This is a genomic window from Aminobacterium mobile DSM 12262 (genome assembly GCF_000526395.1).
GTDB lineage: Bacteria > Synergistota > Synergistia > Synergistales > Aminobacteriaceae > Aminobacterium > Aminobacterium mobile.
The window spans coordinates 36705-51978 of sequence record NZ_JAFZ01000002.1; the positions used below are offsets into that span (position 1 = coordinate 36705).

12 protein-coding genes are annotated in these 15274 nt (G+C 43.9%); all 12 read right to left on the minus strand.

The window, feature by feature from the left end; genetic code table 11:
• Positions 1 to 33: 33 nt before the first annotated feature.
• The 12 genes from glmM to fliS all read right to left on the minus strand — a co-directional run bounded on the left by glmM (position 34) and on the right by fliS (position 15218).
• On the minus strand, positions 34 to 1401 hold the full coding sequence (glmM, locus tag K360_RS0106955) for a phosphoglucosamine mutase (protein WP_024822442.1): 1368 nt from the start codon (positions 1399 to 1401) through the stop codon (positions 34 to 36).
• Between the two features lie 29 nt (positions 1402 to 1430).
• Positions 1431 to 2660: a CdaR family protein gene (locus tag K360_RS0106960; RefSeq protein ID WP_024822443.1), complete on the minus strand. Its 1230-nt coding sequence runs from the start codon at positions 2658 to 2660 to the stop codon at positions 1431 to 1433.
• A 24-nt stretch (positions 2661 to 2684) separates the two neighbouring features.
• Positions 2685 to 3494 (minus strand): diadenylate cyclase CdaA, encoded by an 810-nt coding sequence (gene cdaA / locus K360_RS0106965; protein WP_024822444.1) that lies wholly within the window; start codon positions 3492 to 3494, stop codon positions 2685 to 2687.
• A 39-nt stretch (positions 3495 to 3533) separates the two neighbouring features.
• Positions 3534 to 4613: an alanine racemase gene (locus K360_RS0106970; RefSeq protein WP_024822445.1), complete on the minus strand. Its 1080-nt coding sequence runs from the start codon at positions 4611 to 4613 to the stop codon at positions 3534 to 3536.
• An 8-nt stretch (positions 4614 to 4621) separates the two neighbouring features.
• Positions 4622 to 5464: a deoxyribonuclease IV gene (locus tag K360_RS0106975; RefSeq protein WP_024822446.1), complete on the minus strand. Its 843-nt coding sequence runs from the start codon at positions 5462 to 5464 to the stop codon at positions 4622 to 4624.
• Positions 5455 to 6060: an NUDIX hydrolase gene (locus K360_RS10685; protein WP_024822447.1), complete on the minus strand. Its 606-nt coding sequence runs from the start codon at positions 6058 to 6060 to the stop codon at positions 5455 to 5457. The genes K360_RS0106975 and K360_RS10685 overlap by 10 nt, the downstream gene beginning before the upstream one ends.
• 13 nt (positions 6061 to 6073) lie before the next feature.
• Positions 6074 to 7825 (minus strand): pyruvate kinase, encoded by a 1752-nt coding sequence (gene pyk / locus K360_RS0106985; protein WP_024822448.1) that lies wholly within the window; start codon positions 7823 to 7825, stop codon positions 6074 to 6076.
• A 41-nt stretch (positions 7826 to 7866) separates the two neighbouring features.
• A complete protein-coding gene (gene dnaE / locus K360_RS0106990) occupies positions 7867 to 11298 on the minus strand; it encodes a DNA polymerase III subunit alpha (protein WP_024822449.1) in 3432 nt (1143 codons plus the stop codon).
• Complete coding sequence (gene dnaX / locus K360_RS11040) at positions 11295 to 13115, minus strand: DNA polymerase III subunit gamma/tau (RefSeq protein WP_024822450.1); 1821 nt, start codon at positions 13113 to 13115, stop codon at positions 11295 to 11297. Before dnaX ends, dnaE begins: the two co-directional genes overlap by 4 nt.
• 88 nt (positions 13116 to 13203) lie before the next feature.
• Positions 13204 to 14286 carry a M48 family metalloprotease gene (locus K360_RS0107000; protein ID WP_024822451.1) on the minus strand — a complete coding sequence of 361 codons (1083 nt, stop codon included), beginning with the start codon at positions 14284 to 14286 and terminating at the stop codon, positions 13204 to 13206.
• 13 nt (positions 14287 to 14299) lie between these two features.
• Entirely contained in the window at positions 14300 to 14764 is a 465-nt protein-coding gene (gene flgN / locus K360_RS0107005; RefSeq protein WP_084043916.1) for a flagellar export chaperone FlgN, read from the minus strand.
• Positions 14751 to 15218, minus strand: a complete 468-nt coding sequence (gene fliS / locus K360_RS0107010) for a flagellar export chaperone FliS (RefSeq protein WP_024822453.1) — start codon at positions 15216 to 15218, stop codon at positions 14751 to 14753. Before fliS ends, flgN begins: the two co-directional genes overlap by 14 nt.
• Between the last annotated feature and the right edge of the window lie 56 nt (positions 15219 to 15274).

Sequence of the window (15274 nt, forward strand, 5' to 3'; positions counted from 1 at the left end):
TTTCTCCTTCCAGCCTCTATCAGACAAGAAATGCTAACAGCACTTCAACTGTATCTGATCCACTAGATCCTTTGAAACTTCTCGCATTAATTGAGGATCTTTAGCCTCCACAAGAACCCTCATGAGAGGCTCAGTCCCTGACGGTCGAATGAGGACTCTGCCCTGCCCCATCAGCTTCTGATTTGCTTCCTGAGATATATGGGATATAAAAGCTGGATCTACCGAACGACTCCTAGAAATTTCTACATTACGAAGGAGTTGGGGATAGCGATCAAACGTATCAACAAGTGAATCTATGTTTTCTCCTAATTCGCTACATGCCCTCAGGAAAATAAAGCCTGTACAAATTCCATCTCCTGTAGATGTAAACTCGCTAATTATAACGTGCCCAGACTGTTCGCCTCCAAGGCAAGAATCCCTATGTTTCATCATTTCAAGTACATAACGATCCCCTACCGGACAACGGAAAACCTGAATCCCATCCTTCTTCAAATGCTCTTCAAGAGAGAGGTTGCTCATAACTGTAGCAACAACGCCACTACCCAATTTCCTTTGAGAAGCAAGCCAGCGAGCTAAAACCCAAAGGATAATGTCTCCATCCAAAACTCGCTCTAAAGAATCGGTAAGCAAAACTCGGTCGGCATCACCATCATACGCTATTCCTACCTGAGCATTTTCCTCTTTCACTACTGAAGCAATATGGGCCATATTCATAACGCCCACTCCTTCATTAATGTTTAACCCGTCTGGAGCATCGCCAGTAAGCATCCAAGAGGAAACGCCTCTATTTTTATTGATAACATGTAAAATGTCGGAAGCCGCACCATGAGCACAATCAAAGGCGATCCGACTATCCAGGAGGGGAATAGACGAGGCAAGAGAAGCGAGCCACCGTGCATACGATTGCGCGATATCAGGACGCTCTACAACCTCCCCAATAGAAGCTCCTGTAGGACGCCAGTCATCTATAAGATTATCGCCAAGGTATTCCTCAATGGAAGCTTCAGCATCATCGCATAACTTGTGCCCATCACTGTTTAAAAACTTAATGCCGTTATATTCTGCTGGATTATGAGATGCGCTCACAACCACACCGCCTTGCGCTTTTACCTGTTTTATTGCAAAACTCACTCCAGGCGTAGGTATAACACCTAGGGACAAAACCTGCGCTCCCGCAGAAAGCATTCCTGCCACAAGAGCATTCACAAGCATATTCCCTGACCTACGGGTATCCCGTCCAATAACAATCCGGGGACGAGGAACACCCCTTTCCGTTAAATACAGCACGTAAGATCTTCCTAGACGCAATGCCATTTCTGGAGTCATGACCCCTCTGTTGGCTACATCCCTAACACCGTCTGTACCGAAAAGGCAGCGAACCTTTTTTTCACTCTCTTCCAAACCTGTTCACCTTCCCCGCTCCTCTTTTCTTACTCCACGTCCGCCCGCACTGTTACGCGAGAAGGTTCAACCTTGACAACATGAATGCTCCGTGAAGTATTTCTAACCTGTACAGGAACCATTAATTTTCTTGACACAATATTCGTTACATTCACATAGGGCTGAATAGGGAAATTCGATTCGTCTATTTTTTCCACTTCCGACGGCGTCCCCTCAATAGTAATATTCACAGCAGAAGGATCCACTTTCCACCCTGGATAGATACTATTCCCTTCCACCTCTACAGCTACATTTGTCAAAAGTTTTGAGACCGTAAAAGGCTTAAGTAATATATTTACCCGTACAGAAGATGCACCCGCATATTTTAAAGTTCCATCGTCAATAGGCTTGAGCGGCACAATCATACTTTGTTCCTGAGACAACCCTGTGATATCAATGGTCTCGGTCTCAACCTTCGGCAAAGCTTCTAATTTATTATAGGGCCCTTCAACCTCCACTTCCGAAGGCTCTACTATTATGGCCTTTACTGAGAAGTCCGAATTCGGCTCTCCTATAACTTGGACATTAACTGGAACTTTTTTCTTCGGAAGCCCTTTGGCTAGTACAGCTGTCAAGTGAACTTCCTTGGGATCTATATCAATCTGGTCTTCAAAAACTTCAGATTTGTTTACTTCCACCGGCAAAACAACATCCTCACCACTCTTTAATTGATCAAGAGTAGGGGTAATACGAACACCCTTAATTCGCGCTAAATCTTTTTCCACCCCTCGTACTGTTACATCCTTAGGTGAGATGTGGACCGATTCAAGATAAAGACCTGGAGGCAATCCATCTTTTACGACAACATCTACTGGGATCATACGATCGATATATCGTACCATCTCTATAGCTATTTGTGCTGGATTAATACCCACGACTTTAACATCTTTAGGAACTATAGCACGAACAGCAAGTCGATATTTTCCAAGGGAAAGCCCTTTTGTGTCTACCTCACAAAGAATTGCTCCTTGCTTAAGCCCATCAAGCATAGTTCGGCTACCGGACACACTTACTTCCACTTCCCGAGTTTCTGCTCTCAATATAGTTTGTTGAGGAACATTAGAAAAATCCACCGGGCAACGGAAGGTTCTAACAACTTCTCCTCCCCGATCTCCTGCTACATAGAACCAGAGAAGTATAGCTATAACCACAGAAATAATCCTCAGGAAATGAGGAGAAGTTAAGAGAACATCAATTTTTTTTGATTCTGGCGCCAACATACAACGACCTCCTTATTCCCATCCCTATTGCCACAAAGAACGAATATCTTCTTGTACCCGATCAAGGATAGATCGTTTCTCTTTCTCTTCTGCGCCAAAGTAGTGGAGAAGAAGTTTATACACTTGATTCTCTTTTAAATTTCTGGAGAGATGCCCATTAATAGCTAGAGATATCTCTCCTCGCTCTTCTGAAACCACCAAAGCTATAGCATCAGATACCTCCGACACTCCAAGAGCAGCTCTATGACGAGTCCCTATCCAACGAGAAAGATCTGTATTTTCAGTTAAAGGGAGGTAGGTCCCTGCAGATATAATCATGTCTCGATCCACAATAACAGCCCCATCATGGAGGGGGTTATCCGGCCAAAAAATAGCTATAAGAAGTTCCTGCGAAATTTCAGCATTCAATTTAACAGCCGTACTCCAGAAATCTTTCAGCCCTGTTTCTCTCTGAAGCACCATAAGTGCTCCGATTTTCTGTCCTTTAAGATACCCTAATGCACGAGTGATTTCCTGACTCAAAGCCTCAGCTCTCTTTTGAGCCCTTTTGCGTCTCCATATATTGCCTCGTCCCAATTCTTCCAACATTTTACGAAGTTCCGGTTGAAACACGATCGGGATAGCTATGATCAATACTCCTAAAACTTTCCCCAAAAACCACGACAACGTTTTCAGTTCAAAAAACCTGGCCAGAGAAGCTACGACTCCTAATATAAGCAACCCCTTCACAAGCTGCATTGCGCGGGTGCCGACCAGAAGCAATAAAAGGCGATGAATAATCACCGCTATAATAATTATGTCTAAAAGATCGTGCCAACGAAAAAAATCGAGCATCCTTTTTCCTCCACTCTCAACCTGAGATGGCAAACAAAATTACCTTATCATATGTACAGAAACATAGGGAGACGTGGTAAGAGCTAACATAGCACTATAATCGACAGAAAAATGGAGCCTGTCTCCAACATGCAGCTGTCGTTCAGATTCTTCTACATCAAGCACCATATGGTCACTGGTAGCTCCAAGAATCTCTATCCCCTTTTCCAGAGGAGCTAATCCCTCGATTTTAACATCTTGTCTTCCTACCGCAGTTATTGCTCGCAACCGCCATCCTCTATCTGTAAAAGCAGGGATCTCACCGAAAGCATTGGCCATCGCCCTGCCCTGTGGCAAACTAGGTTTGCGTTTTATTTCTATTATCTCTGTCTCAAGAACCATTGTTCCCTGATGCAAATAAGGAATTACTCTCATCCCTGAGGAATCTGTCCCTAAAAATATACCTTCGCCAATACGGAGCGAATTAACACATCGAGGCATCGTCCCATCCTCCAGCAAAGACAAGGATGAAGTTGCTCCACCAGAACAAAGCTTCATAGGATAACCCAATAGGCCTTCCAACTGCTGGGAGAGGCGCCCTAATTCCCGTAGCTTATCCGAAGAGGGTAAGATCCCTCCAAAACAGGCAAAGTTTGCTCCCACTCCCATACAGTGTACATATCGACATTTTTTAAAAGCAGCGGCTATATTCTCTAATTCATCCGGCCAAATGCCCTCCCGTAGATCCCCTAGATCAATCATCAGAAGGACTTTATAATCTTGCTTCCCATGAAAACTACATTCCTGGTCCAAGGCTCTAATTGTCTCAACCTCAGATACAACGGAACTATCGCAATATTCCACAACCTCGCTAACTTCATTTAACATCGGGGTCCGGAGCATCATAATTGGGATAGTAACACCCATTTCTTTTTTCATACGATAGACATTCTCTATACGGCTATCTGCCACGCCTTCACACCCATTTTCCAGAAGGATTCGTACAATGTCCTTCTGTGCGCATATCCCTTTCGTAACCCCATAAATGCCAATATTCCATTGGCGACACAAGGAAACTATCCTTGCCGCATTATGAGCTATTTTATCGTGATATACCATAAGGCGGGGCCAGAGGCTCATAGGAATCCCTACCTTCCCCTTAATTTACGTAAGATTGTTAAATTCCCCTCATTTCCTATTCCATTTTGGGGCGTCTCAAGAAGAGCCGGAACATGGTCCCAGCGAGGATCGTTCACTATAAAAGAAAAAGGGGAGAGCCCTAACTCTCCGTCTCCTATATGCTGGTGCCGATCTAAGTGGCTTCCCTTTACATGTTCACTATCATTTAAATGCCAGCAACCAATACGTTCAAGTCCTATTTTGCCCATAAGAGTTGCGACAAACCGCCCATATGCCTCTTCTGTTCTGAGTTCGTGTCCCGCTGCAAAGAGATGACACGTATCAAGACATACCCCCAGTTTTTCAGTATACCCTATTCTATCTAAAACAAACTGTAATTCATCAAGAGAGCTTCCAAGTATACTTCCTTGCCCCGCCATAGTTTCAAGCAAAATTCTAACTCTCATCATAGACGTAGCATGAATAACTTCTTTAAGACTTTTTGCCAGGCGTTCCAAACCATCTTCTTTGGGTGTTCCCCGCGAAGAGCCTGGATGCACCACCAGTTCTTCCACTCCGAGCATATCGCAACGTTCCACCTCTTCTATTAAAGCAACAACACTCTTAGCCCTGGTCTCATCCGGAGAGGCTAGATTGATAAGATATGATGCGTGGACAACTACTGATTGGATGGAACTATTTTTCCACGCATGGAGGAATCTCTCTGCCCGAGAAATTGAAATCGGAGCACTATGCCATTGGAGTTGATTCTTTGAAAAAATCTGGATCGCTTCACATTCTAAAGCTTCTCCTCTTTCTATGGCATGTTCTAGCCCCCCAGCAATGGAAACATGAGCACCAATTAAAGGCATGAATACATATCTCCCTTGCGTATAAAATATATAAATCGCCTAAGGATAAAGGCTGTTGCTCCCCAAATGATCCTCCCATCTGGGAGGGTATATTGAGGTGTCTCAAAAATTTTGCCATTATCGTGAAGGACCCGATAAGTCTGAGAATTATCTGGGATAGAATCAAGAGACCACAAAGCAAAGTCCGCCACTTCTCCAGGAGAAAAACGCAAGTCGCTCAATGGTGATCGACCCCGAATAACTCCCGCAACAGGATAAATGGTAAATCCACTTTTCACGGTGTGTTGAGGGCTCATTATACATACTGGTTGAACAAATTGAGGGGAGAGCCCTATCTCTTCCTCTGTTTCCCGAAGAGCTGTCTCTAAAGGACCTCTATCATTAACCTCTCGTTCTCCCCCCGGGAAACACATTTCTCCTCCATGATCTTTCAAGAAAAGAGGGCGTTCCAAGAACAACACCTGCACATCTTTCCCTTTCTTAAAGAGAGGAACGAGTACAGCACTCAAACGATCTTTATGCAGGGGAAATTCCTCCCATCTCGGGAAAGAAGCCGCCATAAAGCTATATGCTCTATTTCCCTCTGTACTTTTCATTAAGATATTTTCCTTATGCTCTCAATCGAACGCTGCCAGCATATACAACGCCTCGCACCCCATCTACTGTTACAGCCATACCGTCATGAAGGGTGGCAAGGGCATCTGCTGCACTCACCACACAAGGTATGCCAAGTTCAAGAGCTACGATAGCTGCATGACTGGTAAGCCCTCCCTGTTCCGTTATAATAGCAGCGGCTTTCCCCATAGCTGGAACAAAATCTTTATCTGTTTGCTCTACCACAAGAATATCCCCTTGTCGCATTTTTTGATTCGCTTCTTCCGCCGAGCGGGCTGTCCGGACAAATCCATACGCTTCTTTCTTAAGAAGAGAGAGCCCCTTCACCAAAATGTGGCCCACTGTATGGACCTGTAACATATTGGTAGTGCCAGGAATGCCCATGGGGACTCCAGCTGTAACTACAACCAAGTCTCCTTCCTTGACAAATCCCCCTTCAAGAGCAGCAGACAGAGCATTATCCACAGCTTGCCCCTGATCATTGATTTCCCCTACCAAAAGAGGTTCCACTCCCCAATATAAAGAAAGCTCACGCCATGTTCGCAAAACGGGAGTCGCTCCCACAATAATACAGGGAGGACGGTGCTTGCTCACCATTTGAGCAGAACTTCCACTTCGGGTCAAAGAGAGAATAGCGGCGGCCCTCATCTCCCGAGCCACTTCTACAGAGGCTCCGCTCACAGCATCAGGAACTCCTGCGCTAAGCTGCTCTCGATGTAAAGGGTGTTGCCATAAATCCAAATCTTTTTCTACTCTGGATACAATACGATACATGGTTTCCACAGAAGGGAGAGGATATGCCCCTTTCGCAGTCTCCCCCGACAACATAACAGCATCTGCCCCATCTAGAACTGCATTTGCAACATCGCTGGCTTCTGCTCGAGTAGGGCGTGGGTTTCTAATCATAGAATCAAGCATTTGCGTAGCCACAATGACAGCTTTCCCGCGAGATTGACAGAGATCTATAATCTCCTTCTGAACTAAAGGAACTTCTTCTGTAGGAATTTCGACTCCAAGATCTCCCCTAGCTATCATAACTCCATCTACTACATCTAAAATTTCGTGAATAGAGTCTACAGCCTGGCGGGTCTCTATCTTAGCAATGATTTTCATCACGCCGCCAGCTTCTTCTATAACCCGCCGAACATCCATAATATCCTTCTGGTTTTTAACAAAGGAAACTGCAATATATTCTAATTTATTCTCTAATCCCCAATGTATATCGGCCTTATCCTTATCCGATAGAGCAGGTAGAGATATCTTAGCTCCAGGAATATTAACCCCTTTCCTTTCTCCAAGCTCTCCACCTACAATAACCTTGCAATGGACATCAAGCCCAGAGATTCTCTGAACCCTGAGATGAAGAGTTCCATCATCTATAAAAATATCTTGACCTGGAGTAACTTCTTCTGACAAAGCTGGATAATAAACGGTTACTTCGTTTTCATTACCGTCTACCTCTCTGGTGGTCAGGATTATATCTTGACCTTTTTTCAAAAAGGCAGAACCCCCACGAAGAGTTCCGGTCCTAATCTCCGGTCCTTTCGTATCTAGAAGCGTTGCTATAGGGCGTCCCCTGTCTCTTTCCACTTTCCGGATAAGATCAAGTCGTGCTTTATGCTCTTCATAAGAGCCATGGCTGAAGTTAAATCGAGCGACATTCATACCCGCTTCCGCCATAGCGTAAAGCATTTCATAACTAGAGCAAGCCGGTCCAATAGTACAGACAATTTTAACTTTTTTCATCCTTCAGACCCCTTTCACAATACAGCGCTTCTCTTCCAATTTTAACAGCACACTTTATAAGCTTCTTCCGACAGAAGGGGAGCAAAGCCCTTTTCTTTTACACTAGGACCGTCCACTTTTACTCCATCTAAAAGAATTACAGCACTACCAACCCCATTCCGGACTTCAAGAAGTACTGGAGAGTGACCCGGAAAACTTTTGAGGGACCGGAAGAAACCTTTTAACGCATCCATGGGGAAAAGAGATGCTTCAAGAACAATACGAACATAGGGAGACACGTTCTGCTGAGCTTCCTGAAGAGAAACAACATCTCGAGCTATAACACTGTTTTCTCCCCGCTCGTTAAGAGTTCCACGAATAATGCAAATATTTCCAGCCTCTATATTCCCTTTTATGGAAGCCCATGTTTTAGGAAAACAAATAACCTCCACCTTTGACTCTGCATCTTCTAATTCCAAGATTCCCATAGGATCTCCCTTTCGGGTATATTTTTCCTGAACAGAGAGGATCATCCCACCTATCTGTGGACACTGATTCCTCCCTCTCCAATATTTCAAATCGCTGATCCGACACGTACAGTATCGGGAAACTAAAGGTTCATATTGAGCAAAAGGATGCCCTGATATATAGAGTCCCACAACTTCTTTTTCCATATCTAGCCGTTCATAGATGCTGAATTCTTCTATATCCGGAAGTTCTGGCTCGACTTCTACTCCATCCTCACAATCGTCAAAGAGACTGAGAAGGGAACACTGATTCTTTTCTTCATTTTGTCTTTGAGCCAAAGAAATGAAATCAGGCAAAGCTTCCAGCAACTGATGTCTATTCTGAGAAAGATCATCAAAAGCTCCGGCTTTAATGAGGTTCTCAATAACTGACTTATTGACCGTTCTTAAATCCACACGACAGACAAAATCCCATAAAGAGGAAAAAGCCTTACCGCTATCTCGTGCTTTTAATATAGCCTCTACCGCAGTATGACCCGCTTTAGCCACAGCTCCCAGACCAAAACGGACCACTTCTCCTACAGCGGTAAATGATTCCATGGACGAATTAACGTCTGGGGGAAGGACTTCTATGCCCGAATTGCGAACTTCACGGACGTAGCTTGCCATAACATCTTTCTTTGAACCAATCTGGCTTGATAGATAGGCGGCCATAAACTCAGACCGATAGTTACATTTTAAATACGCCGTTTGGTAGCTGATCAAAGCATAGGCAGCGCTATGAGATTTATTAAAACCATACCCGGCAAACTCTTGAATAATATCGAAAATTTCTTCGGATTTTTTCTTGGCCACTCCATGTTGGGCACAGCCCTCCACAAATTTTATCCGTTGCTGCTCCATAACCTCTACTTTTTTCTTCCCCATAGCGCGCCTTAAAAGGTCGGCCTCACCGAGAGTGTATCCTGCTAACTTAGCTGCACACTGCATAACCTGCTCCTGGTAAAGGATAACTCCATATGTTTCTTTTAGCACCTCAGATAAGGCTGGGTGAAGATACTCTACAGAAGCCCGGCCATGCTTTCGTTCTACATATTGGTCTACCATGCCACTACCTAACGGGCCCGGACGATAGAGCGCCAATACTGCTATCAGGTCTTCAAAACAGTCCGGCTTCATCTTTCGAAGAAGCTGACGCATTCCTGTAGATTCAAGCTGAAAGACCCCAAGAGTGTCGCCTCTTTGCAACATGGAATATGTCTCGGAATCATTGAGAGGGATACGGTTCAGATCTGGCGCTGGTTTCCCATTGAGGCGGATATTTTCCACTGCTTCCTCAAGAACAGACAGGGTTTTCAATCCTAAAAAATCCATCTTTACAAGCCCCAGCTTTTCTATGGGCTCCATGGGATATTGGGTAACTATCTGATCATCACCAATTTTGCGAACTGGGACAAGATCAGTAATAGGCATTGGCGTAATAACAACTCCAGCGGCATGTTGTGAGCAGTGGCGAGCAAGTCCTTCTATTTTAGAGGCACTATCAAGTAACCTCTTCACCGCTAAATCGCTATGAACAACTTCTTGAAGATCTGAACTCTGTTCCAGGGCTTCTGGTATGGATTTAACGCCTTCCGGTATAAGTTTGGCTATTTTATCTACATCGCCATAAGGCATGCCAAGCGCTCTTCCAACGTCTCGAACAGCCGCCTTGCTTTTCATTCGGTCAAATGTAATGATCTGTGAAACTCTGTCCGCTCCATATTTTTGCACAATGTAGTGCAGCAATTCTTCTCGGCCTTTATCAGATACGTCAGTATCAATATCGGGCATACTGATTCGTTCGGGGTTTAAAAAGCGTTCGAAGAGGAGGTTATATTTTAAAGGATCCAATTCCGTAATCCTCAAGCAATAAGCTACAAGAGAACCAGCAGCAGACCCTCGGCCTGGGCCTATAGGAATGGCAAGATTCTTTGCTGCCCTTATAATTCCAGCAACAATAAGAAAATATCCTGCAAATCCCATTTTTTTAATGATTGAAAGCTCGTATTTAAGTCGTTCACTATATTCTTCGGGAACTAGGTTCGTGCTAAGGCGCTCTTTTAAACCGGCCCATGCTTCTTTTTCCAAGTTAGATTCAAGGGTTTCACCCTCAGGAAGGTCAAAGCTTGGCAGTTTGTAATCTCGAGTTCCTAATTCAAAACGTACAGAACATCGCTCTGCAATAGCTACCGTGTTATCCAGTGCGTCAGGAAGATCTCCACCGAGCAGCCTCTCCATCTCTTCTGGCGAGCGAAGATAGAAATCATTAGTGGAGAAACTCATCCGATCTTGATCGTTTATAGTTGCGTTCGTCTGAACACATAAGAGAATCTCATGCCAATCATAATCTTCCTCATTTAAATAGTGAGCATCATTAGTAGCCACTAAATTAAAGCCATTTTTCCGCGCCATCTCTACTAAAGCTCTATTTATGACGGCCTGCTCAGGAATTCGGTTATACATAATCTCAAGAAAGAAATTGTCAGCTCCCATAATATCTCGATACATTTCTGCTCGACTTAGCGCTTCTTTTTCTTTCCCTTCCAAGATCAGTTGAGGAATTTCACCTGCAATACAAGCCGAAGACGCTATAATTCCGCTACTGTAACGGGAGAGAAGATCGTGGTCGATTCTTGGCTTGTAGTAAAATCCATCTGTATTGGCGATGGAAACCAATTTAACTAAATTATCGTACCCCTGCTGGTTTTCTGCCAAGAGGAGGAGGTGGAAATTCTTGCCCTTCCTCTCTCTGGACGTATGTCCATCAGGATCTACGTACACTTCGCAGCCAATAATAGGTTTTATTCCAGCAGCTAAACACTTATCATAAAATTCAACGGCACCATACATCGTTCCATGGTCAGTGAGAGCTACTGCTGGCATGCCCCAGGAAGCAACCTTTTCTGCTAGTTCTCCGCAACGAATGGCACCGTCAAGAAGGCTATACTCGCTATGAACATGTAAATGTACAAAGGGGCGTGTCATTCCTCTGTCAATCCTCCATCCAACTCATCTGCTTCTTCCTTCCTTACCCAAAGAACCTCTCCTCCTCCTAATCGAAGAACCGCCTCCACTAATCCCGAAAAAACTGTTTGTTCCTCTAACGGATCGTCATCCTGCTCAGGTAGTTCCTGAGAAGGCGAAGGAGGCATTGGAACATCGTCAAAAGGGAGTTGGGGAATGGACTCTCTTCCATCAAAAAAAGGACCTATTGGTACATTATCGATTTTTTCTTCGTTTGTCCCTTCACGTTTTATAATTTTTTCCCCACATATAAAAGATAAAGACAAATGCCCATTGAAGATTTCATCTATCAATCGTTGCAATAGGAAAGAATTTCTCTCTATTGTGAGCAACTCAAAAAGATAAGTGCACTGTTCCGGCAAAGAGATATGTATCTCCTCATTCATAAAAGCAACAGATGCAGGTATCAATGCACTATGAAGGTGGATCTCGCTATCTAAGAGTCTTGTCAGTACTTCTTCCCATTTATTTTCCAACTCGCAATCGCACGGAACTTCTGGCGAAACCTTTGCTACAGAGGTTTCTTCTACAAGAGAAACAACTAATGCTTCCTCTTTTGCTGGAATATTGGGAGCTACTGACATTGTAAAAGAAGCTGAAGGGAGAGGAGCTTCCTCGTTTAATCCCTTTAAAATGTCGTTTTTTGTTGTTTTTTTCTCTTCCGACACCATAGTTGTATTATGGGAGATAGTGCCTAGAGACATTAACTTATTCAAGAAAAGCCCAGACAACACATCGGTCCGCATCCCCATCCGTACTTGCGGAAGAACCCCCACACAAAAATCCATGAGAGACAGCAGCTCTTCCGGGCTCCAACAACGAGCTTCTTTTTGGAGAAACTCTGTTTCAGCAGAAGCTCCCTCTATTATTTTTAAAGCTCCTTTTCCCCACATTGCAGTAATCCATAAATCTCGAAAAACAACGAAAAGATCTTCCACCACTTTAAATGGAGAAGCCCCTCTCCTGAACATATTTTGTAGATCCGCCAAGACATCAGGGCCACCGTCATGAAGACGAGAAATCCACCTCTCTAATTCAGGGCGACTTCCTCCTCCCAGGAGATGATCTACAGCTTCCATTGTCATTTCTTCCCCTGTCAAAGCCATGACTTGTTCAAGTAGAGAAAGCGCATCTCGCAAGGCCCCATCAGATTGTCGTGCTATTTCCCAAAGAGCTTCTTCCTCTGCTAGACGACCTTCTTTAACCGCAACTTCTTTAAGATGCTTCTCAATATCCCCTGTGGCAATTTTTCTAAAAGGAATATGCTGGCATCGAGAACGAATAGTAATAGGGACTTTGTAAGGCTCCGTTGTAGCTAGAATAAAAACCACATGGGAAGGGGGTTCCTCTAACGTTTTCAACAACGCATTAAAAGCCGAGAGAGAGAGCATATGAACTTCGTCAATGATATACACTTTGTAAGAAGATGCAAAAGGGGACAAGGAAACATGAGTTTTAAGCTCTCGGATTTCATCTACGCTATTATTAGAGGCGCCATCAATTTCTATCACATCTAAGCTTTCGCCTCTATTTATAGCCTCACAACTGGAGCAGCTATTGCAAGGTTCTGCTCCTTCTCCTCGCGAAGTACAATTAAGGGATTTGGCAAGAAGACGCGCTAAAGTGGTTTTACCACATCCTCTTGGTCCCGAGAAAAGGTATGCATGACTTACAACCCTTTCCTCTAATGCTCGAGTTATAACATGAACAGCAGCTACCTGACCAACTATCTGATTAAATTGTGTTGGCCTGTAACGACGATAAAGTGACACGGACATATAAAGCTCCCCTTTCGAGGATATAAAACTATCTATGTTATTCTATCACCTAAAGGATTCGGGGGAAAAACAACAGAATCGCAAAAATTTAATGCAGGTAATCTGCGATAGGGTGAGCGTTTTTTGCTTTTAATAGAATTTCAACTAAATTAGAACGAAAAAGCTCCAAAGATTCTACTCCCTCTGGTAACGGTTCAGACGCAATGATCATATTCCCAATTCGCAATCCCTTGTTATGCGTCTCTGGCAACTCAATAACTTGCAATTCATAAGGTGGCAATTCCATTTGAAACGATATATCAAGTTTTTGCTTTGCTTCCAGGAAAAAATCTTTTACTTCCGGGCAAGCTGGGCCACTCCATACTTGGAATTCATCGACAAGCAACGCCATCCTTCCACGTTGCTCCTGAGTAGTGACGACAAGCTTATGAAGAGCCTTCTTACGTTCAAGAGGCCAACCATTCTTTCGAATTTCCTGCGTAAGATATGCAACTCGTTCTTCAACGTAAGGGTGATCCATAAAAATCCCTGGATCTACATATGGATGGCGTAATTGCTCTTCCGCCAATCCTTCCATAACTGTTAACATGGCTGCTGACGGATATCCTGCCTTTACGAGAGCTTGCAATCCTTCTACATCTGCTTCGCGCTCTAAATCTCGGCTATAAGAGTTTGTTATAGCTATCTGGGCCATGCTCGCTAAAAGAGAAGGTGCGGCTTGACCGCCAGTGGCAATAATAAGGGCAAGAGCAATAACAGAGATACGTTGAGAACGAGCCATTTGCACCATAACATGGCTACGGTCCGCATGTATCATTTCATGGGCAAGAATAGCTGCAATTTCGGCATCGCTATGTAAAAAATCAAGAATACCGGTAGTCATATAAATAGTTCCGCCAGGGAGACTAAAGGCATTCACCGAATTTTCCTGGATAATGCGAACATCATAGGGAAGAGAACGGGTCATATGAAATTTAAGCTTTTCTAAAATCATGGACAAACGAGCAGTTTTAGCAGGATCTGAAATCCTTTCCCAACGCTTCTCCACTTCAACTGCTACCTTCTGCCCCAATTTAATCTCTTTCTCCATATTTTCCGCTGCAAACGTTCTTACAGAGAGAGAAAAGATTAAAAACAGAGCCGCACTAAGAATTCCAATCCTATTTTTCATACATTGCCTTTCCTCACAAAGCTCCGCCAGATTTCATGTAGCCATGAAAAGCTGCTTTCCCCTTGTTCAGGCGCCCCATTTCCTTTCGCAATTCTGAAATGTGTTCCTCCAATAGCGCTTGCACATGCTCTTCTTTTGCTAAGACAGAAGTTACTAGCTCTCGAATTTGAACGATGAGATGTGAAAGAGAAAGGAAGCCTTGCGACTCCATATGGTGCTCTACAGCAGACCAAAAAACAGGCCCTTCACGCCCTTCCGTCACGCCTAACCCTAACGCAACCTGCTCCCATTGTTCCTGAAGAAGTTGTTGCTTAGAAATCACACCTTGTTTCTGCTGAAGAATCTCCAGAAGCTTCGCCATATCTCCTTTTTGAACACAATCCAACTCTTCATCAACATATTCTTCTAGTTGACGATAAAGGGAGATTTCTGACGACAGCAACTCGACAAGTCTGGATTCGAGATTATCCGGCAACATTAAACCCCCCAGCTGTAAGCCCTGGACTGGGCTTGTTTTCAACAGAAGCTGCTTCACTGCGTTCAGTCACTATCTTCTCAATCGCCTGCTCCCATGTATCTCGCAGCTCTTCTAACATTCCCCGAACGAGGGAGATAATATCGGGGGCTTTTTTCATATTACCCTCTATTAATTGACGATACATAAAGTCATATAAAGACAGCAAATTCTCCGCTATTTCTCCGCCTTTATCTACATCTAACGTTATAGTAAGCTCCCTCACAACCTCTTGAGCCCTGAGAACACAAGAATTTGCTTCCTCTAGTTCCCCTTTGCTCAACGCTAACTCTGCCGCTCTACAGTTTTTGATCCCAATATCATATGTAATAAGGAGAAGCTGCTCTTTAGAGGCAGTTTGAATTTGCGTTACTAGATATTGATTAATCTGAGCGTTTCGGCTGTTATTCATGACCATTATAAACTCCTCCCCTCATTTTATATTTGTCGGCTGTTTGGAGGAAAGGGTTTATC

Coding starts and splice junctions, on each gene's coding strand:
- K360_RS0106960 (WP_024822443.1), bottom strand. CDS start 2,660: ATGTTGGCGCCAGAATCAAAAAAAATTGATGTTCTCTTAACTTCTCCT.
- cdaA (WP_024822444.1), bottom strand. CDS start 3,494: ATGCTCGATTTTTTTCGTTGGCACGATCTTTTAGACATAATTATTATA.
- K360_RS0106970 (WP_024822445.1), bottom strand. CDS start 4,613: ATGAGCCTCTGGCCCCGCCTTATGGTATATCACGATAAAATAGCTCAT.
- K360_RS0106975 (WP_024822446.1), bottom strand. CDS start 5,464: ATGCCTTTAATTGGTGCTCATGTTTCCATTGCTGGGGGGCTAGAACAT.
- K360_RS10685 (WP_024822447.1), bottom strand. CDS start 6,060: ATGAAAAGTACAGAGGGAAATAGAGCATATAGCTTTATGGCGGCTTCT.
- pyk (WP_024822448.1), bottom strand. CDS start 7,825: ATGAAAAAAGTTAAAATTGTCTGTACTATTGGACCGGCTTGCTCTAGT.
- dnaE (WP_024822449.1), bottom strand. CDS start 11,298: ATGACACGCCCCTTTGTACATTTACATGTTCATAGCGAGTATAGCCTT.
- dnaX (WP_024822450.1), bottom strand. CDS start 13,115: ATGTCCGTGTCACTTTATCGTCGTTACAGGCCAACACAATTTAATCAG.
- K360_RS0107000 (WP_024822451.1), bottom strand. CDS start 14,286: ATGAAAAATAGGATTGGAATTCTTAGTGCGGCTCTGTTTTTAATCTTT.
- flgN (WP_084043916.1), bottom strand. CDS start 14,764: ATGTTGCCGGATAATCTCGAATCCAGACTTGTCGAGTTGCTGTCGTCA.
- fliS (WP_024822453.1), bottom strand. CDS start 15,218: ATGGTCATGAATAACAGCCGAAACGCTCAGATTAATCAATATCTAGTA.